Consider the following 18,789-nt stretch of genomic DNA (forward strand, 5'->3'; position numbering starts at 1 on the left):
CAAATCGTCACCCTGACTTTTACAGGGATGACGCCTTAATAGCAAAACGGCCCCCGTTTGGGAGCCGTTCGCTTGAATTATTTACGCAGACCCAATTTCGCGATCAATGCGTTGTAACGCTCGACGTCTTTCTTCTTGAGATAGGCGAGGAGGTTGCGGCGCTTGTTCACCATCATAAGGAGGCCACGACGTGAGTGGTTGTCCTTGTGGTTGGCTTTGAAGTGCTCGGTGAGGTTTTTGATACGCTCGGTAAGGATCGCGACCTGTACTTCTGGCGAACCGGTGTCGCCCTTGGCTTGCGCGTTGTCCTGGATGATCTCTGTTTTACGCTCGGGTGCTACCGACATAGTATTCTCTTTCTACTCAGCGACATCGGGAAGGTTGAAACCCCTGACCACTTTGGTCGCACCATCCGAAATCTGAACCAGCGCCACCGGAACATTGTCCAGCATCGCACAATACAGCCCGGATGGTTGGGGCAATCCAGACACGACCCGGCCCTGTTGGACCGCCTGCGCGTCTGTCTGGGTGAGGTGAAGGGCCGGGATGTCGTCCAGCCCTGCCTCTAACGGCAGGAGGAGGTCAGATAGTTGCGCGCCATTAGCGATTTCGTTCAACTTGTCCAGCGAAATCGCTTGGGTCTCGGTGAAAGGCCCGGCTTTGCTGCGACGCAAATAGGTAACATGACCGCAAGTTCCAAGGGCACGGGCGATATCGCGGGCAAGGCTGCGGATATAGGTGCCTTTGGAGACATGGGCTGTGAGGGTGATTGCATTCACTGCGTCACCCCGGCGCAGGCCGGGGTCCAGTTTAGCTGGATCAGCGCCTTGCGGCTCTGGATCCCGGCCTTCGCCGGGATGACGGACTGAAAGAGAATGGATGGTGACCGCCCTTGTCTTCATCTCCACAACCTCCCCCGCCCGCGCCAGATCATAGGCGCGCTTGCCGTCCACTTTGAGCGCGGAGTATGCCGGAGGAACTTGCTCAATGGGTCCGGTGAACTGGGGCAGAACCGCTTCGATTTCGGCAAGGCTGGGGCGCACATCGGACCGGTCAACCACCTCGCCCTCGGTATCGAGCGTCGCGGTTTCTTCCCCGAACTTCACCGTAAACTCGTATATCTTGCTCGCATCGAGCATCCGCCCAGCCAGCTTCGTCGCCTCACCCAAGGCAATCGGCAGAACCCCTTCAGCAAGCGGATCAAGCGTACCGCCGTGCCCTACCTTGGTCTTGCTAAAGCCCCCTTGGCGCAAATTGCGCTTCACCGCCGCCACGGCCTGCGTCGAGCCTAGCCCGCGCGGTTTGTCGAGGATGATCCAGCCGTTTGGTGCCGGAAGCTTGGGGGGCGTCGGATCACCCATGCCACTCATCCTTGAGAAGGCCAAACACCGCCGTGTCGCGGCGATATCCGGTCCAGGTCACCATATTCTGGCGCATGACACCCTCTTGCTGCGCGCCCAGTTTGAGCACGGCTGCTTGCGAGCGCTTATTGCGGGTATCTACCCTGAACTCGATCTTGTGAAAGCCGCATTCAAACGCGTGTTCGATCATCAGCTTTTTCATCGCCCGGTTGAAAGCACCGCCGCGCACCTCTGGCACGATATACGTCCCGCCGATTTCGACCACACCATACTGCGTTGGCCGGATATAATTGGTCAGCCCCGCCAATTCACCAGAACGTGCGTCGATCACTGCGAAATTCACCCATTCAGGCGAGCTGCGAAACATCGCCAGCGCGTCATCAAACCCGTCACCGCCAAGGTTGACCGGATAAATGCCCCAGATCTCCTGATCCAAACGGCAGGCGGCGCGCAAAGGCTCGATATGCTCATCGGCCAGCGGCTCCAGCCGCACGGGCGCGTGCTCCAAAATGGTCGACAATGCCGTCATGGGCGCAGCCTTTACGCCAGCCTTTACGCAAGCGCCACCCAATTGGCGACACCTTCGTAAAAGCTCATCACCGCCGCCACGAGGGGCAGCACCGTGACTTCGAGCCATCCGGTTCCGAACACCCAGCTAAAGCCGATCACGCCAAGGATAAGCACCATGCCAAAGCGTTGCAGCTTCTCCCAATGCTTGCGCAAGGGTTTGGGCAAAAGCCCACCCAAGATATGGGAGCCATCAAACGGCGGGATGGGAAGCAGGTTGAACATACCCAGGAACACATTGATCAGCATGAACAGGTAAAGCCCCGTTGCCACCGGCAATGTCGTCCCGTCAGGCGCGATCAGCATGGGGAAGCCCGCGCCGCCCTCTGCCCAGCCTGCGCCCGGTGTGCCGATGATGCCGAACGCAACCGCCCCCACAAATGCGAGCGCGAAATTCATCGCTGGCCCCGCGGCTGCAACCGCCATCATGCCAAAACGCGGGTTGGCTAGCCGCCATTTGTTGACCGGCACAGGCTTTGCCCAGCCGAACGCTGGCGCTCCCATCAAGAGCAATCCACCCGGCACCAACAATGTGCCAATCGGGTCAACATGGCGAATGGGGTTGAGCGTCAGCCTTCCGCGCTCGCTTGCGGTGGGATCGCCCAAGGCTTTGGCCGCAAGCCCGTGCGCCACTTCGTGAAACACGATGGCGATGACAAGGCACGGGATAAAGACGGCTGCGAAGCTGAGAGTATCGAACATTGCCGCCTATGTAGGGACGCTGGCGACCGCCTGCTAGCCCGGCCTGCTACCCAAGCGCGCCCGCTTCGCCGCGCAAGGCTGCGCTGAAATGCTTGCGGCACAGCGCCACATAACGATCATTGCCGCCGATCTCGGTCTGCTCGCCCTCTTTCACAGGCGCCCCGCTCGCATCGACGCGCAAGTTCATCGACGCCTTGCGCCCGCACCAGCACACCGCCTTCATCTCAACCAAGCTATCTGCAATACCCAAAAGCACCGCAGAGCCGGGGAAAAGCTCCCCCTGAAAATCGGTGCGAAGGCCATAGCACAGCACCGGAATCCCGTGTTCATCGGCTAATGCTGCCAATTGCCACACCTGATCCGGCGTCAGGAATTGCGCTTCATCCACCATCACACAGTCAAGCTTTGCGCGCCCATGCTGTTCAAGAATGGCGGATTTCAAATCGGTGTCTGTTTCATACAGATGCGCGCCTGCTTTCAATCCGATGCGGCTTTTCACCTGCCCCGCAGAGCGCGTATCAAGCCTTGCGGTCCACACCATGGTCGCCTGCCCGCGTTCACGGTAGTTGAAGTCCGCCTGTAGCAGCGAGGAGCTTTTGCCCGCATTCATGCTGGCATAGTAAAAATAGAGCTTGGCCATATGCTGATTGTAACCCTCTGATCCCGTTCGTCCTGAGCTTGTCGAAGGGCGCGCGCTGTGGCTCATCCTTCGGAGTCGAAGACGGCGCGAAGCGCCACCAGCTCAGGACGAACGGTGATGGGTTAATGTCTGTGACATAATGAAATTGCAATGCTAGCTCTGAAGCAATTGCAATATCGACTATCAGGGGATCACACACATGGCATCGGCTGCCGAGGCGAACACTCATCAAAGCATGACCGGCTTTCTCGGCTGGGTTGAACGCTCAGGCAACAAATTGCCCGACCCCGTATTCCTGTTTTTCTATTTGATCTTCGCACTGGTTGCGATTTCGGTTCTGCTCGCGGCCCTTGGCGTTTCCGCTCTGCATCCAACGCAAGTTGACGAGGCCGGAAACCCGGCTGTGATAAGCGCGGTGAGCCTGCTCTCGCCCGATAATATTCAGAAACTCTGGGTCGAAATGCCCAAGACTTTCACCCACTTCCACCCGCTGGGATATGTCCTTGTGGTGATGCTGGGCGCTGGCGTGGCGGAGCGTTCAGGCTTTTTCGCGGCAGGCATGTCGAGCGCTGTTAAATCTGCGCCGACCAGCCTTTTGACCCCTGTGGTGGCTCTGGTCGCGATGATCGGCAACCACGCAGCGGACGCTGGCTATGTGGTGTTGATCCCGCTCGCAGGCATTCTGTTTGCGGCCGCTGGCCGTCACCCCTTGGCCGGGATCGCAGCCGCATTCGCGGGCGTTTCTGGGGGGTTCTCGGCCAATATCTCGCCGGGTCAACTTGACGCCCTGTTGTTTGGCATCACCGAAGAGGCTGTTGGCGCGAGCGCGCTTGACCCATCATGGGGCGCGAATTTGGCGGGCAATTGGTACTTCATCGCCGCGATGACCGTGCTTTATCTGCCGATCATCTGGTACGTTACCGATAAGGTGATCGAACCCAGGCTCGGGCCCTGGACCGGCGGCGTGAAGGCAGGTGCCAGCGAAGACAATGCTATTGTCGAGGCTTCACCTGAAAACGCAGGGCGCGGCCTTCGCAATGCAGGGCTCGCGGCGCTTGGCGTGGTGGTGCTTTGGGCCGTAATGGTGTTTGCGCCGGGCACCCCGCTTATCGATGAAGCGGCCTGCCTGACAGAGGCGGGGACGCGCATTCCCGATTGTTCAATCCACGGCGAACTGCGCCCGTTCTACCAATCGCTGGTGGCGGCGTTCTTCATCCTTTTCCTGGCGTGCGGCTGGGCGTACGGGAAAGCGGTTGGAACGATCAAGGACCACCGCGACCTTGTGAACATGATGGCCGAGGCGATGAAGGACATGGGTTATTACCTCGTCCTTGCCTTTGCAGCGGCGCACTTTGTGGCGATGTTTGCATGGTCTAACCTTGGCCTGATTTCCGCAGTCCACGGCGCAGCGGCCATTCAGGCGACCGGCCTGCCCTTGCCGATTGTACTTGGCCTGATGGTAATCTTTACCGGCGCCTTGAACCTGTTCGTGGGCTCAGCCAGCGCCAAATGGGCGCTGCTCGCGCCTATCCTTGTGCCAATGCTGATGCTGCTTGGGATCAGCCCGGAAGGCGCAACCGCGGCTTACCGTGTGGGGGATAGCGCGACCAATATCATCACCCCTCTGATGGTGTATTTCCCGCTGATCCTGATCTTTGCGCAGCGCTGGGTGCCGAGTTTCGGGCTGGGTAGTCTGACGGCAACGATGCTGCCGTATTCGGTGTGGCTGCTGATTTCGGGCACGTTGCTGATCGTGATCTGGTTCTACCTTGGCATTCCGCTGGGGCCAGATGCACCGGTTTCCTACATGCTCCCCAGCACAGGTTAGCCCAGCACAGGTTCATCTGCGATATGTGAAACCAATCGCATGAAACAGGCGTATTACGCGCTAGGAGATCCCAAATGACGACCTTGCTCAAACGCCTTTTCCTGCTTCCGATTTTCGCAGCCCTGCTGGCCGCGAATGCCAGCGCGCCGGTGCAATACAGGCTTGATGAAAGCAATTCCTTGCTCAGCGCCAAAGTCCCCTTCTTCGGCCTGTCGAGCAAAACCGCGACCTTCCCCAAGATGAGCGGCACCGCGACGATTATCGGGAATGACCCGTCCAAGGCCGAGATTGACGTGACCTTTGATGCAACCGCATTGACCGCGCCGGACAGCGTGACTTTGGGGCGCCTCAAGGGTGAGAAATTCTTTTGGGTGGAACAGCACCCGCGCATCCGTTTCAAAGGTCGCGGGCTTACCATGACAAGCGCGACCAAGGGCACAATCACCGGCCAGCTGACCGCGCGCGGCGTAACCCGCAATCAATCCTTGAGCGTCAAATTCGACCGCAATCCTTTGACGGCGGGCGCTAATGCGCCGATTGCTTTCACAGCAAATGCAACGATTGATCGGCGCAATTACGGGATGAAAAGCTTTCAGCTGATCGTGGGCAACAAGGTGGACATCACCTTCGATGCGCGGATTGTGCCGACCTAGGCCCTGCTAACAAACTCCCTCGGGATCACGGTTTGAAGCAAAATTCGCATCTCACAAGGCACCATCAAGCAGGAAGTGCGGCGCACTTTCAATTGATTGTAACGCTGCGAAGGCGAATTTTTGGTCAAATCCCCCCGGGACGACACAAGAACTGGCCAGCTAAGCGTCGCTCGTCCTTGAATATGCGAGAGCATGTCATGCGTCCTCACTCCTTTATCTGGCCAGTTCTTGTGTCGCCGTGACCCGAAGGAGTTTGTCAGCAGGGCCTAATCCTCGAGCTCGTCGCCCAAGTCCCGCGCCACTTTCGGATCGCGCAGCAGCGTCTCGATCCGGTCTGCCTCAGCAAAGCTTTCATCTTTCCGAAATTTCAGCTTAGGCGCGAATTTAAGCCCCAAACGCTTGGCGACCTCGCGTTGCAAAAACGCCGTGTTCTGACGCAGCGCCTTCACCACGTCATCCTCGGCATTACCCAACAGCGGCTTCACATAAGCGGTCGCATTGCGAAGGTCGGGCGTCATGCGCACTTCGGTCACCGCGATGTTGGACGCGCTCACCACGTCATCGTGCACTTCCTGCCGCGCAAGAAGCTCTGACAGGATATGGCGCACGCGCTCGCCCACTTTAAGGACGCGCACGGATTGCTGCTCGGCGGTGTGATCTTGTCGTTTAGCCATGCGCGCCCCCTTAGCGAACTGCCCCCAAGCATGCGAGCGATTCCTTGGGCGCAGGGCCCCGGACGCATATTTCTGGCGCGATCCCGAGGGATGACCTACGCCAGACGGCCTATTGAGAACGCCTCGCATATTCCGATATTGTGCCAATCATAAAACAAAAACCAACATCAAAAAAACATCCGCAGGAAATATCAATGAACAAACTGACTTCGATTATCGTCGCAGCCGCTCTCATTGCGCCAGCTGCCGTCGCCGCACACTCGGGCAACCGGGTGGCAACCCCTGGCACTGAGACACGCCACGAGGCCAATCTTTCCGAGGCAAAAGCCGAAACCACTTCATCGTCAGCGGCCCGGACATATCAGTCCGCAACCGAGGAACGCGCAAACGAGGAAAATACAAAGCGCCGGCCACGCGCAGCGCTTGCCGGCAAGGTCAACGTGGCAGCGCGTTCAAGACACCAATGATTTTTGAGTTAGAGTGCCGCAGCCCAAAACTTGGCTAATGGGCGCTCGCTGGACGGGCGGGTGATAGGGATCATCACCCGCCCATTTTGCCAAGAATATTCTTGAGGCTGTTCATATTGCGCGCCGTGCCTTTGACCTTGATGCGCCGTTCAAGAAACTTGTTCGACAGGTCCGACACCCCCACGCCGTAAACGTAATCGAGGAACAATACGCGGTCGCCAATGGCGAGGCGCTCGCTCCCCTTCGAGCGGTGCTCTTCGATCAGCGCATCGACCGCGGTTTGCTCGGGCTGCTGGCTGAGGAAGATGGAGTGCACCATCTTGTCGCTGCCATGCTGCGGCCCGGTGCCGTGAAAGGGATTTTCCTCGATAGCAGCGCGCACTGCATCGCGCGTGCGCACCATCACACACGAATTGAACCCGAAGCGGGTTTTGATGAGGTCCTCTAACGCGATTTCGAGCATGGCGGGGTCAGCATCGCTGTCCAGCACCACATTCCCGCTCGCCGCGATGGTGGTGACATCCCCATATCCCGCATCGGCAAAAGCGGCCTTCACATCGACCATTTTGACGCGGTTGCCGCCGATGTTGATCGAGCCAAGCAGGGCGAGGTAGCGCTGGTGACCGGTAGAACTCAAATGTCGAGCCCGGTGTTGGTAGAGCTTGGCCGCGATGTCGGAAGCGCTGTCGATGTTGCCCGCGCCATGAGCTTGCCGTCTTCGGAGTAAAGCTCACCTTCAAGGATCACGACCTTGCGACCACCCTTCACCACGCGGCCTCTACCGATCAGCGGGCCTTCGAGGATGAGGCGGATAAGGCTCATCGAAATCTCAAGGTTGAGCGGCGCCATTGCGCCGCCCGTGGCCGCGACATAGGCATAGCCCATCACATCATCGAGATAGCCTGCAACGAGCCCGCCCTGCACGCCGCCGCGCCAAGTGGTCATTTCTTTGCGCACCGTAAAGTGCATGGTCGCGGTTTGGGTTTCCGCGTCATAGGAGACGAACTGCGAGCCAAGAAGCGCGGTGTGCGGTGATGTGTCCGCATCTTCGGGGTGGATGTATTTATCGGTCATTTGGCTCCCCAATCCCCTCCCGTTCACGGGAGGGGCAGTGAGACTTGGCAGCTTGTCTGCCTAGTCGCAGCGGGGTGGGCCTTGCGGCCCAGCGCTACGCGCACCCACCCCCAACCCCTCCCAAGCCCCGTCCTGAGCGGCCGGCCTACCGGCCAGCCGAAGGGCGGGAGGGGAGTTTAGTTACCCAACCTCCAGCGTCCGCTCGCGAAGCTCGACTTCGAAGACTTCAAGCTGGTCGCCCGGCTGGATGTCGTTCGTGTCTTCCAGAACAACACCGCATTCGAGGCCCGAGCGCACTTCGTCCACGTCGTCCTTGAAGCGGCGCAAGCTTGCGATGGTGGTCGCCGAAACGATAACGTCGTCGCGGGTGAGACGTGCAAACAGGCCTTTGCGGATAACGCCCTCTTCGACGAGAAGACCCGCCGCCTTGTCGCGCTTGCCCGAACGGAACACTTCCTTGACGTGGGCACGGCCAACGACGGTCTCGATCCGCTCTGGACCAAGCTCGCCTGCCATTTCCTTCGCCACATCTGCGGTGAGGTGATAGATCACATCGTAATACATCATCCGCACGCCGTCGCGTTTGATAAGCTCACGCGCTTTTGCATTGGGACGAACGCCAAAGCCGATGATCGGCGCATTGGACGCCGCCGCCAGTGTCACATCGCTTTCCGTGATCGCGCCAACGCCTGCGTGCAGGACGCGGGCCTTGATGTCATCGGTAGAGATGTTGTGGAGCGCGTTGACGATTGCTTCGACCGAACCTTGCACGTCCGCCTTGACCAGAACCGGCCATTCGATGAGGTCCGATGCGAGGTTGTTGAACATCGTATCGAAGGAGGTCGGGGCAAGCGCTGTACGCTTCTCGGTTGCCTTTTCCTTACGATAGCCAGCCACTTCGCGCGCACGCTGCTCGTTTTCAACCACGGTCAGACGGTCGCCCGCTGATGGCACACCGCCAAGGCCAAGAACCTCAACCGGCATGGATGGGCCAGCTTCCTTGATCTGCTTGCCCGCATCATTGACGATTGCACGCACACGCCCGCTCTGGGTGCCGACAACAAAGGTGTCGCCGCGCTTCAGAGTGCCGCGTGTGACCAGCACAGTCGCAACAGGACCACGGCCCTTATCAAGCTGCGCTTCGATCACGGTTGCATCCGCCTCACGGTCAGGACGCGCTTTCAATTCAAGCAATTCAGCCTGAACATTGATCGCATCAAGCAGGTCATCAAGACCCGTCTTCTTGATCGCAGAGATCTCAACATCCTGAACATCGCCCGAAAGCTTCTCCACGATCACTTCGTGTTCAAGCAGGCGGTTGCGAATGTTGTCCGGGTTTGCCTCTGGCTTATCCATCTTGTTGATCGCAACGATCATCGGAACGCCAGCAGCTTTCGTGTGCTTAATCGCCTCAATCGTCTGGGGCATGATACCATCATCGGCGGCCACAACCAGAACAACGATATCAGTCACATTGGCACCGCGTTGACGCATCTCGGCAAAGGCTGCGTGGCCCGGCGTATCAAGGAAGGTGATCTTCTGCTTTTCCTTGCCAGAGCCTTTGGTCGTGATCTGGTAGCTGCCGATGTGCTGCGTAATGCCGCCCGCTTCGCCCTTGGTGACATTGGCACCGCGAAGAGCGTCAAGCAGAGAAGTTTTGCCGTGGTCGACGTGGCCCATAATGGTCACAACCGGCGGACGCGGTTTCAGCGTTTCTGCTGGATCGACATCCTGTTCGTCCTGAATATCGACGTCGGCCTCTGAGACCTTCTCGATATTGTGGCCGAATTGTTCGACGAGCAGCTCGGCTGTATCCTGGTCAATGGTCTGGTTGACCGTGACCATCATATCAAGGTTGAACAGCTCTTTGACGAGGTCTGCGCCTTTTTCGCCCATCCGCTTGGCAAGCTCGCCAACGGTAATGGCTTCGGGCACGATCACGTCGCGGATTTGTTTTTCGCGCGGCTTTGATGAACCACCACCTTGCAGGCGGCGCTCTTTTTCGCGGGCGCGTTTGAGCGCGGCGAGTGAACGTGCTCGCCGGCCCTCATCCTCGTTCAAGGCCTTGGTAACGGTCAGCTTGCCAGAGCGGCGCTTGTCCTTGCCCCCGCCAGTGTTGGCAGGCGCACCCTTGTCGTCCTTCTTCTTTGCGGCCTTTTTCTCAGGGCGCTTGGGTTCGGGACGGGCAACAGGGGTGAATTTGCGCGCAGCTGGCGCAGGTGTACCCTTGGACGCGGGAGCAGCAGGTGCTTCCGCTTCAGCGTCCGCAGACGCATCTTCCGCCTGTACAGCGGCCTCTGCCTCCTGTTTCGCGCGCTCTTCGGCCTCAGCCTTGGCCTTGCGGTTGTTCTCTTCGCGCTTTTTCGTCTCTTCAGCGTCTTGCTTTGCGCGCTGTTCGTCGCGCTTGCGGTTTTCTTCCACCATGCGCAGCCGTTCTTCTTCGGCCTCACGCTGGAGACGGGCGACGCGCTCTTGCGGCGTTTCATCAGACGCTGCGGGCTTTTTGGGCGCAGGCGCCTTTGCCACCGGGGCTGGCGTTGGCGCAGGTGTCGGGGCCGGCGCAGGCGTTGGTTCAGGCGCAGGGGCGGGCGTCTCGCCGGGCTTCAAAAGCTTGCGGCGGCGCTTGACCTCGACCGCCACCTTATTGGTGCGGCCGTGGCTAAAGGTCTGCTTGACCTCGCCAGCTTCCACCGCCTTTTTGAGGCCAAGTGGTTTGCGTGCTGGTTTTTTCTCTTCGTCGCTCATCTAGCTTAATAGTCCTTCAAAAATCTCATATTCTGGCGCGCTTGGATCGCGCCTTAGTCGTGTCAGCGTTTACCCTTTGATCAGGGCAGTCAGGTTGGAGGGTCATTCCCCAGAAACCGCGAAAGGCGCGTGACATCGCGCCCCACCCGGCCCCAAGCTGACTTGGTGACCGATTTTTTCGATTGCGGCCCCATACCGCGCCCGCCTGAGAGGGCCGAAACCCCCAAATGCACGACATTTTCACGGCCCAATGCCACAGACAACGCATCGCGGTCCAGTGGCAAGACTGTCCCACGCACACCAGTGCCTTCCTGGTCAGTGCCCACGCGCCACGCCTGATCCAATTTCTTGCGACCATCTTCGCTGCTGTCGCTTGCGTGGAGCAACAGGGCAATTCGGCCCGAACGGGCGTGTTCTTCGATTTTGGCAGAGCCTAGCACGATGTTGCCACCGCGAAGTTCCAGCCCCAATCGATCCAGCAGAGTGCGCTTGAGTGCATCTGCGACCTGTTGCGGTAGATTATCGCTGTAGGAAAGCGCGATGCGATTTCCGTCTTGCGGGGCAGGCCCACCCTTGAACGCGCGAAGCAGCGCCTTTTTCAAATGGCCATCGCGCACCGCAGTTTCAAGCGCTGCCCTGTCAGGCGCAATCCAGGCGCCGCGTCCAGGGGCCTTGGCTTGCGGATCAGGCAACACTTCGCCAGCCGGTGATACAGCCAGCCGGATCAGCTCGTCGCGCGGGAAGCTCTCACCCGAAAGGACACAGCGGCGCTCGGAACTGGAGGGCGCACAGGACTTGGCGCTCCCGGAATTGCTCCCGGGAGTTTCGCCTTCAACGATGTCGGAGCTTACGCACTCATTGTGGGGAGTCCGCATCGGCGGCCTCCTGACTTGCGGAGTCAGCTTCAACAGCTGGCTCCTCATCTTCGAGCCCCGAAGAGGCCGCCTGCGGCTCTTCGTCCTCGAACCAATGCGCACGCGCAGCCATGATGATTTCGTTGCCCTGCTCTTCGGTCAAACCATACTCACCAAGAACCCCGCCTTTGTCCTGCTCGCGTTGAGGGGGACGGCGCATAGGCGGTCCATCAGGATTGTTGCGGCGACGCGGTGCTTCGCGCTTCTTGGCGATCAGCTCGTCAGTGGCAAGGTCAGCAAGGTCATCAAGCGTCTTGATCCCTGCCTTGCCCAGCACCACCAACATCGCTTCGGTAAGGTGCGGGATTTCGGCAAGCGCATCTTCCACACCAAGTTCGCGGCGGGTGATACGGTGGCCTTCTTCGGCACGCTCAATCGCTTCAAGCGCACGGCTTTGAAGCTCTTCGGCAAGCTCTTCGTCAAAGCCTTCGATGGAGGCAAGCTCGGCCAATTCAACGTAAGCGACTTCTTCAAGCTCGGCGAAGCCTTCGGCGACGAGCAGCTGTGACAGCGTTTCATCAACGTCGAGCTCTTCTTCGAACATCTTGGAACGCTCGGCAAACTCCTTGGAGCGCTTCTCGGAAGCTTCTTCCTCGGTCATGATGTCGATCTGTTGACCGGTCAGCTGGCTTGCGAGGCGCACGTTTTGACCGCGGCGACCAATGGCAAGCGAAAGCTGATCGTCAGGGACAACCACTTCGATACGGCCATCGTCTTCGTCAAGAACCACGCGGGCAACCGTCGCAGGCTGAAGCGCGTTCACGATGAAGGTCGCGGTGTCATCGGACCATGGAATGATGTCGATCTTCTCGCCCTGGAGCTCTTGCACCACGGCTTGAACGCGTGAACCCTTCATACCGACACAGGCACCGACGGGATCGATACTGCTGTCGTGGCTGATCACGCCGATCTTGGCGCGCGAACCCGGATCACGGGCAGCGGCTTTGATCTCGATAATGCCGTCGTAAATCTCTGGCACTTCCTGCGCGAACAGCTTGCGCATGAAATCAGGCGCGGCGCGGGAAAGGAAGATTTGCGGCCCGCGATTGTTACGCTCAACCTTGGTGATGAGAGCGCGAACACGCTCGCCCACACGCGCCGCTTCGCGCGGAATTTGCTGATCGCGGCGGATGACACCTTCTGCGCGGCCAAGGTTCACGATCACATGGCCGAATTCGACCGATTTGATCACGCCGGTGATGACTTCACCTGCGCGGTCCTTGAACTCTTCAAACTGACGCTCACGCTCTGCATCGCGGACCTTTTGGAAGATCACCTGCTTTGCCGACTGCGCATCGATACGGCCAAGATCAACCGGAGGCAGCGGATCAACAATAAAGTCGCCAACAGCCGCGCCCTCTTGCAGTTTTTGACCCTGTTTCAGGTCCACCTGCTTGAAGTAGTCTTCGACCTCTTCCACAACCTCAACCACACGCCACAGCGTCAGGTCACCGGTGACCGGATCAAGCTTTGCCCGGATGTCGTTTTCCGCACCATAACGGTTGCGCGCGCTTTTTTGAATCGCCTCTTCCATCGCTTCGATCACGATGGATTTGTCGATCATCTTTTCCGATGCAACAGCGTTCGCAATTGCAAGCAGTTCAGCCTTATTGGCGGAAATGGCACTGGCCATCAGTCGTCTGCCTTCTCTTCAGTTTCTTCTTCGAGTTCGTCTGCACCGCTTGTATCAAGCGGCTTTGTCGCAGCGATCAGCGCGTCTGTAAGGACAAGCTTAGCACTGTGAATTTGGTCGCGGGGGAGAGAAACCTCGCCCGTCTTGGAGTCGGTAAGCGCCACTATACCAGCTTCGATGCCGTTTAGCTCGCCTTTAAACACCCGTTTGCCCGCTTCATCGCCGGACCAACCTTTGGTCATGACAATGCGCGCCTCGTGCCCTGCCCAATTGGTAAAGTCCTTTTCGCGGGTCAGCGGGCGGTCGATACCGGGCGATGACACCTCAAGGTGATACGCGCCCTCGATCAAGACTTCGCCTGCCTCTTCGCGGGCGTCCATCATTTCGGACACACGGCGCGAAAGCGCGGCGCATTGCTCGATAATGAGCTGCCCCGTCGCAGGGTCTTCGGCCATGATTTGCAAAGCCTCACCGCCGTCACCTGCCTCGGACGGCATCATCGCCACGCGCACCAGCTCAAAACCCAGAGCGGATGCTTCGGGTTCAATAAGAGAGGTAAGGCGGGCAAGATCAGTCATATTAGCGGCGTCGATACTCGATGAGTGTTACAATTCAAACAGACATGGCCAATTAGCGCCGGCCCCCGTTGGCGCCAGCCCCTTGTTGTGTTCGACAATGTCGGGATGGCGCTCATCTAGGCGCAAAGATCCTGTTTGGCAAGGCCTCGATTTAACAAGGCTTTGCCGATCAACAATCGCCTTGAGGGAAAGCTTGCAAGGGGTTTAGACCGAGCCGTCCACCCAAGCTCTCACCTCAGAGCGGATCGCTCGAAGCTCGTCTGCTTTATAGGTCTCGGAAAAGCGTCGCACGTGGAGCACGTCCTCGTCTTCTAACGGGGGGTCAAACATGACGCCATTAATTCCCCCATGCGGCCCCCGAGCCATACGCACGATGTCGCAGAAAAGCTCTTTCCCGGCGATTTCAAGGATAGCATTGTCGCTTGTCGCCAAGGGGATCTCCAACCCCAATTGCGCCCCGGTGATCGACATATCGATCAGAATACAGCGATGCGTCCCGTAAAGCGATATGAGCCTTGCCGGAAGCGCCAGCCTTAACCGGGCTGCGGCCCTTCGGCCGATCGGAACGCCCGTTGTTGTGGTGTAATGGGACTGGGATTGACCGGTTCGCTCACAACCTGGCTCGTGTCCGCCGGGAGATTGGAAGCCAGCCCGCCCGCCAACTGGGCCTCCGATTGGGCCGCCGACTGGGCCGCCAGTGCTTCCCTTGCGGAGATCACCGGCATCGTCTGAGCCGAGGTTTGATAAGGGGCGCGCCGCACTCATGGTTGAGGACGTTAACCACAAGCTGTCACACCGCGCTTTAAACGGTTACCCGGAAAACTGCTTAGCCAGGTGCAGCAAGACCCCGCACTTGCGAGGGTTCGAGCACCGCCCATTGCTGAGCCGTCCACCCCATGTGATCGAGCTCATCTTTTGGCAAAGCTGCGCGCTAACGCCGCGTGCTGGGTCAAACGGGCTTTGCCAGATTAGCGGGCGTCATCGCCCCAGCCACCATCGCCAGAGCCACCATCGCCAGAGCCACCTTTGCTCGAACCGCCGCTATCACCGCTGTCATAGCCCCAACCCTCGCGCGCCAAATCGCGTTCGCGCCGTGCATCGCGCGCTTCTTCGATTGCCAATTCGCCCAATTGTGCCGCGCGCTCAGTTGCGCCTTCGGCCACTTTTGGGGCGACATAGGATACGCCCGCAGTCAGCATGAGGCCGATGGCAAGACCGACAAGCATCATCGCCACGATGATAAACCGCACCATCCCGGTGAAACTGTCAACCAGATCGACAAGAGCACGCATTTTGGCTTCCCTCACAAACGCCGACGCCAAACGCAGCCGGTCACAATTGCCAAGACAATACAGCTCACCCGTAAACGACGGGTAAAAAGGCGCGATTTTCTAACGCGCTAAGGTTTGAGGAGGCTCAGTTGGCTCTGCCAAGCGCAAGACCTATTCCTGCTCTTCCATCAAACAGTGCTTCTTGATGGCATGGCGCAGCTGGTCATAACTTAGGCCAAGCGCTTTGGCCGTCTGGCGCTGGTTCCAGCGGTGTTTGCCAAGCGAATGCTCAAGGATGGCGCGTTCGTGGGCGTCGACCGCTGAACGCAGATCATCGACCGTATCAAACTGGACACTTGGCGGTGCAGGCTCTTGAGAAGGAGGGGGCGCTGCTGCCGGAGACGCGGCTGCTGATGCAACGGAGCGCCTATGCGATGGTGTGACCGGTTTCCAAGGGCTGTCGAATGGATCAAACTGGACATGGGCGATGGGCCTTTCCGGATCATCCCAGCGATAAACCGCACGCTCGACCACGTTCCTCAATTCGCGCACATTCCCTGGCCATGCGTAATTCTCAAACTGCTCCATCACATGGTTCGCAAATCCGGGCCAGCTGAACCACTCCAACTCGGTCGCCATGCGCCGGGCGAAATAGTCAGCCAGAACCGCCACGTCCCCTTCGCGCACGCGCAATGGGGGTAAAGTGATAACTTCAAAACTCAGCCGGTCGAGCAGGTCGGCGCGAAATTCGCCGCATTTGGCAAGGGCGGGCAAATCATCATTGGTCGCCGCCACAATGCGCACATCAACCCGGATGGGCCGCGAAGACCCAATGCGGGTGACCTCGCCATATTCAACCGCCCTTAGCAATCGTTCCTGTGCGCCCATGGAAAGCGTCCCAAGCTCGTCAAGGAAGAGCGTCCCCTTGTCCGCCTCTTCAAACCGGCCCACGCGCGCTTTGGTCGCGCCAGTAAAGGCGCCCGCCTCATGGCCGAAAAGCTCCGCTTCGATCAGGGTTTCAGGAAGCGCTGCACAGTTCATGGTGACGAGCGGTTCGTCCCAGCGATTGGACAGACGGTGAAGACGTTCAGCGATCAGCTCTTTACCCGTGCCGCGTTCGCCGATCACAAGGACCGGGCGGCTCATGGGGGCAGCTCTTGAGGCACGCTCGACCGCGTCGAGGAAGGCGCCTGACTGGCCAATAAACTGGTTCTCGCGCTCCACCGGTTCCCTCTTACAAAACGCAAGGCCCAAGATGCAGGTTTGGGCCATTCACCCAACATATAGGAATTTTTCCCAATGCTTGGCAATGCGCACTATCTGTAAAATCGGGGAAGGTGCAAATTATCTCTATTTTTCATCGTGTTATCAAGTTTGGCACGGCCTCTGCAGAGTGGATCGCAACACCGAAACAGACACCAACAGGGTAATCACAATGTACGATAAAGCCTTTTTCCGCACCAAACTTGGCCAAGCATCACTTGCCAGCATTGCTGCCATGACCGCGATGATTGCTCTTTCAACACAAATGAGCCTCGGCCTGCAAGATGCGCACTTCGCACAGCCCGCACCAGGCGCAACTTCTGCTGCTTTCATTGAGATGGCTTGAGGCTGACTTAGTGAGCAAGCGAGACGATCTTACCCCAGGGCACGAAAGCCCAACCGGGCCGGAGCGCGATGCGAAAAAAGCAGGTTCCTCCCAGAAACCTGCTGAAACGCAACCTGCTAAAACGCGGTCTGCTAAGTCTCAGGTCGATGACGACATCCTCGATGCCGTATTCGACGACGTGGTATCCCCTAACCGCGGTGAGACATCCAGCAGCGCTTCGGCCCACTCTTTTTCTGGCCCGTTTGCCGGTAGGAAGAACGTCTCACGCCTCGACGCTGAAATCGAAGCCTTGCGTCAGAGCCCCACTCCGACGCAAAGTCAGCGCAGGGCGTATGGCGAGGACGACTCGCCAGCGCAGAGCATCGCAAACACATTCCTTGATGGAGCAGCCTTTATGGGCATTTTCAGCCGCACCCGCGATATTATCGCTGCGAACTTCACCGACATGCTGGACAAGGCGGACGACCCGCAAAAAATGATCCGCATGATCATCCTCGAAATGGAGGAGACGCTGGTCGAAGTCCGCGCGAGTGCAGCGCGTACAATCGCAGACCAGAAAGAAATGCACCGCCATGTGGTGAAGCTTGACCGGCTCCAGGCCGATTGGGCGGACAAGGCCCAGCTTGCGCTGTCGAAAGATCGCGAAGATCTGGCGCGCGCGGCTCTGGTTGAGAAAAAGAAAGCCGTCGGAACCGCTGACCAGTTGAAGCAAGAGATTGCCGTGCTCGACGATGCTCTGCGGGCGTATGAACAGGACATTCAAAAGCTGCAGCATCGCCTTCGCGAAGCGCGCAGCCGCCAGACGCAGATCGCAGCGCGCCTCGAAAGCGCAGAGAACCGCGTGAAACTGCGCTCGCTTATGAGCACAGAACGCACGGACGAAGCTTTGAGCAAATTCGACCAGCTCGAACGCCGCGTCGATTACGCCGAAGGGCGCGCCGATGCGATTGCGATTGGCAATGAAGGTCCGCCTTCGCTGTCAGACGAGATTGCCGCTCTCGAAGGCCAGGACGCCATCGACGATGAGCTTGCAGAGATGAAGAAACTGCTCGGCAAGCCCGACGCAAAAGATTGATAGAGACGAAAGGGAACGACAATGCCTGGTGAAGTAGTCATGCTGCTCCTTGTTCTGTTTGTAGGCCTGCCATGGCTGATCCTGCATTACACGACCAAGTGGAAAACCGCCGCGACCATCACTTCGGATGACGAAGTGCTTCTGGAAGAGCTCTATAACCTCGCCAAGCGGCTTGATGAGCGGATGGACACCGTTGAGCGCCTGGTGGCGCATGACGACCCTTCCTTCAATCCGGTCAAGCGCCTTCAGGCCGACCAGGAAACCGACAACCAGCAATTGCGCGAGCTTGAACAGCTTATCGCAGAGAAAAAAGGAACAGGCGCATGAACAGCCGCACCACGCTTTACCGCGACAAGCACAACGCAAAGATTCTTGGCGTCTGCTCCGGGATAGCCGACTACACGGGCGTCAATGTCTTCTGGGTGCGTCTGGCCGCCTTCTTTTCGATCTTCCTTACACAGGGTTTGTCGCTTCTTGGCTATTTCGTTGCTGGCTTTGCGCTTCAGAAAAAGCCGCCGCATCTCTACACTGACAGCCAGGAAGAGAAGTACTGGCAGCGCGTTCGTCAGAGCCCGCAGCGCACGGCCCGCGAAATCCGTTCACGCTTTCGCGATATCGACCGCCGCCTGGCCGATGTGGAAACCTACTACGTCAGCAACAATCCGCGGCTAACCGCCGAAATCGAAGAGCTGCGCTAAGCCAGGCTTTCATAAGGGGGACCGATACGTCATGCCTTTAGAGGAAATGTTCCTGAACGCGCTGTTGGTGGTGTTGGCTTTTTCGGGGATCATGGGATTGACCAGCATGTTTCTTTCCCATCGCCGAAGCATGGCCGAAATCAAATATGGCAAGTCCGACCGCGAGGTGGCTTTGACCGAAGAAAACGGCGAGCTGCGCGAAACGGTCAGCCTGATGCAGGACCGCCTCGCCGTGCTTGAACAAATCGCAACCGACCCCGCCCGCCGCACTGCGGACGAGATCGAGAAACTACGTTAACT

General features: G+C 58.6%; 23 protein-coding genes. 8 read left to right on the plus strand and 15 right to left on the minus strand.

The genetic code is table 11. The features are described from left to right. Window positions 1–77: 77 nt before the first annotated feature. The 5 genes from rpsO to EH31_RS12355 are packed head-to-tail and all read right to left on the minus strand — an operon-like array spanning window position 78 to window position 3,270. Complete coding sequence (gene rpsO, locus EH31_RS12335) at window positions 78–347, minus strand: 30S ribosomal protein S15 (RefSeq protein WP_034960766.1); 270 nt, start codon at window positions 345–347, stop codon at window positions 78–80. Window positions 348–359: 12 nt separating this feature from the next. Next, window positions 360–1,361, minus strand: a complete 1,002-nt coding sequence (gene truB / locus EH31_RS12340; RefSeq protein ID WP_034960767.1) for a tRNA pseudouridine(55) synthase TruB — start codon at window positions 1,359–1,361, stop codon at window positions 360–362. Beyond that, entirely contained in the window at window positions 1,354–1,890 is a 537-nt protein-coding gene (locus EH31_RS12345) for a GNAT family N-acetyltransferase (RefSeq protein ID WP_034960768.1), read from the minus strand. The genes truB and EH31_RS12345 overlap by 8 nt, the downstream gene beginning before the upstream one ends. Before the next feature lie 23 nt (window positions 1,891–1,913). Then, the gene (locus EH31_RS12350) at window positions 1,914–2,630 is read right to left on the minus strand and encodes a site-2 protease family protein (RefSeq protein ID WP_034960769.1); all 717 of its coding nucleotides are present in this window, start codon (window positions 2,628–2,630) and stop codon (window positions 1,914–1,916) included. Between the two features lie 46 nt (window positions 2,631–2,676). Further along, window positions 2,677–3,270: a thymidine kinase gene (locus EH31_RS12355; protein WP_034960770.1), complete on the minus strand. Its 594-nt coding sequence runs from the start codon at window positions 3,268–3,270 to the stop codon at window positions 2,677–2,679. A gap of 199 nt (window positions 3,271–3,469) precedes the next feature. Between EH31_RS12355 and EH31_RS12360 the strand changes: the two genes are divergently transcribed. Continuing rightward, complete coding sequence (locus EH31_RS12360; protein WP_034960771.1) at window positions 3,470–5,098, plus strand: AbgT family transporter; 1,629 nt, start codon at window positions 3,470–3,472, stop codon at window positions 5,096–5,098. A gap of 74 nt (window positions 5,099–5,172) precedes the next feature. Continuing rightward, window positions 5,173–5,751, plus strand: a complete 579-nt coding sequence (locus EH31_RS12365; RefSeq protein ID WP_034960772.1) for a YceI family protein — start codon at window positions 5,173–5,175, stop codon at window positions 5,749–5,751. A gap of 266 nt (window positions 5,752–6,017) precedes the next feature. Here the strand turns inward: EH31_RS12365 and rbfA are convergent, their stop codons facing one another. After that, on the minus strand, window positions 6,018–6,425 hold the full coding sequence (gene rbfA, locus EH31_RS12370; protein WP_034960775.1) for a 30S ribosome-binding factor RbfA: 408 nt from the start codon (window positions 6,423–6,425) through the stop codon (window positions 6,018–6,020). A gap of 194 nt (window positions 6,426–6,619) precedes the next feature. Here rbfA and EH31_RS12375 point away from each other — a divergent pair, with 194 nt between their 5' ends. Continuing rightward, complete coding sequence (locus EH31_RS12375) at window positions 6,620–6,892, plus strand: hypothetical protein (protein WP_034960776.1); 273 nt, start codon at window positions 6,620–6,622, stop codon at window positions 6,890–6,892. 73 nt (window positions 6,893–6,965) lie between these two features. Here the strand turns inward: EH31_RS12375 and EH31_RS12380 are convergent, their stop codons facing one another. The 9 genes from EH31_RS12380 to pspF form a co-directional block, all read right to left on the minus strand. Continuing rightward, window positions 6,966–7,529 (minus strand): DUF1697 domain-containing protein, encoded by a 564-nt coding sequence (locus EH31_RS12380; RefSeq protein WP_034960777.1) that lies wholly within the window; start codon window positions 7,527–7,529, stop codon window positions 6,966–6,968. Continuing rightward, entirely contained in the window at window positions 7,526–7,966 is a 441-nt protein-coding gene (locus tag EH31_RS12385; RefSeq protein WP_034960778.1) for a PaaI family thioesterase, read from the minus strand. Before EH31_RS12385 ends, EH31_RS12380 begins: the two co-directional genes overlap by 4 nt. Window positions 7,967–8,146: 180 nt before the next feature. Beyond that, entirely contained in the window at window positions 8,147–10,711 is a 2,565-nt protein-coding gene (gene infB, locus EH31_RS12390) for a translation initiation factor IF-2 (RefSeq protein ID WP_034960779.1), read from the minus strand. Between the two features lie 89 nt (window positions 10,712–10,800). Continuing rightward, entirely contained in the window at window positions 10,801–11,586 is a 786-nt protein-coding gene (locus EH31_RS12395) for a DUF448 domain-containing protein (protein WP_034960780.1), read from the minus strand. Continuing rightward, complete coding sequence (gene nusA, locus EH31_RS12400; RefSeq protein WP_034960783.1) at window positions 11,567–13,258, minus strand: transcription termination factor NusA; 1,692 nt, start codon at window positions 13,256–13,258, stop codon at window positions 11,567–11,569. Before nusA ends, EH31_RS12395 begins: the two co-directional genes overlap by 20 nt. Beyond that, on the minus strand, window positions 13,258–13,836 hold the full coding sequence (rimP, locus tag EH31_RS12405) for a ribosome maturation protein RimP (protein WP_034960785.1): 579 nt from the start codon (window positions 13,834–13,836) through the stop codon (window positions 13,258–13,260). The genes nusA and rimP overlap by 1 nt, the downstream gene beginning before the upstream one ends. 204 nt (window positions 13,837–14,040) lie before the next feature. Continuing rightward, entirely contained in the window at window positions 14,041–14,601 is a 561-nt protein-coding gene (locus EH31_RS16980) for a PilZ domain-containing protein (RefSeq protein ID WP_051699235.1), read from the minus strand. 203 nt (window positions 14,602–14,804) lie between these two features. Then, window positions 14,805–15,128 carry a hypothetical protein gene (locus EH31_RS12415; protein WP_034960786.1) on the minus strand — a complete coding sequence of 108 codons (324 nt, stop codon included), beginning with the start codon at window positions 15,126–15,128 and terminating at the stop codon, window positions 14,805–14,807. Between the two features lie 150 nt (window positions 15,129–15,278). Next, window positions 15,279–16,331 (minus strand): phage shock protein operon transcriptional activator, encoded by a 1,053-nt coding sequence (gene pspF / locus EH31_RS12420; protein ID WP_034961232.1) that lies wholly within the window; start codon window positions 16,329–16,331, stop codon window positions 15,279–15,281. An 85-nt stretch (window positions 16,332–16,416) separates the two neighbouring features. On the opposite strand from pspF, the gene EH31_RS17735 reads away from it, so the two are divergent. The 5 genes from EH31_RS17735 (at window position 16,417) to EH31_RS12445 (ending at window position 18,787) form a co-directional block, all read left to right on the plus strand. After that, a complete protein-coding gene (locus EH31_RS17735; RefSeq protein WP_206742035.1) occupies window positions 16,417–16,716 on the plus strand; it encodes a hypothetical protein in 300 nt (99 codons plus the stop codon). A gap of 280 nt (window positions 16,717–16,996) precedes the next feature. Then, entirely contained in the window at window positions 16,997–17,791 is a 795-nt protein-coding gene (gene pspA, locus EH31_RS12430; protein WP_422110930.1) for a phage shock protein PspA, read from the plus strand. Between the two features lie 21 nt (window positions 17,792–17,812). After that, the gene (pspB, locus tag EH31_RS12435) at window positions 17,813–18,118 is read left to right on the plus strand and encodes an envelope stress response membrane protein PspB (RefSeq protein WP_034960790.1); all 306 of its coding nucleotides are present in this window, start codon (window positions 17,813–17,815) and stop codon (window positions 18,116–18,118) included. Then, a complete protein-coding gene (gene pspC / locus EH31_RS12440; protein ID WP_034960793.1) occupies window positions 18,115–18,489 on the plus strand; it encodes an envelope stress response membrane protein PspC in 375 nt (124 codons plus the stop codon). The genes pspB and pspC overlap by 4 nt, the downstream gene beginning before the upstream one ends. A gap of 31 nt (window positions 18,490–18,520) precedes the next feature. Further along, window positions 18,521–18,787, plus strand: a complete 267-nt coding sequence (locus EH31_RS12445) for a hypothetical protein (RefSeq protein WP_206742036.1) — start codon at window positions 18,521–18,523, stop codon at window positions 18,785–18,787. The last annotated feature ends 2 nt before the right edge of the window (window positions 18,788–18,789 follow it).

The sequence above is a fragment of the Erythrobacter longus genome (genome assembly GCF_000715015.1).
In the GTDB taxonomy this organism is placed as follows: domain Bacteria; phylum Pseudomonadota; class Alphaproteobacteria; order Sphingomonadales; family Sphingomonadaceae; genus Erythrobacter; species Erythrobacter longus.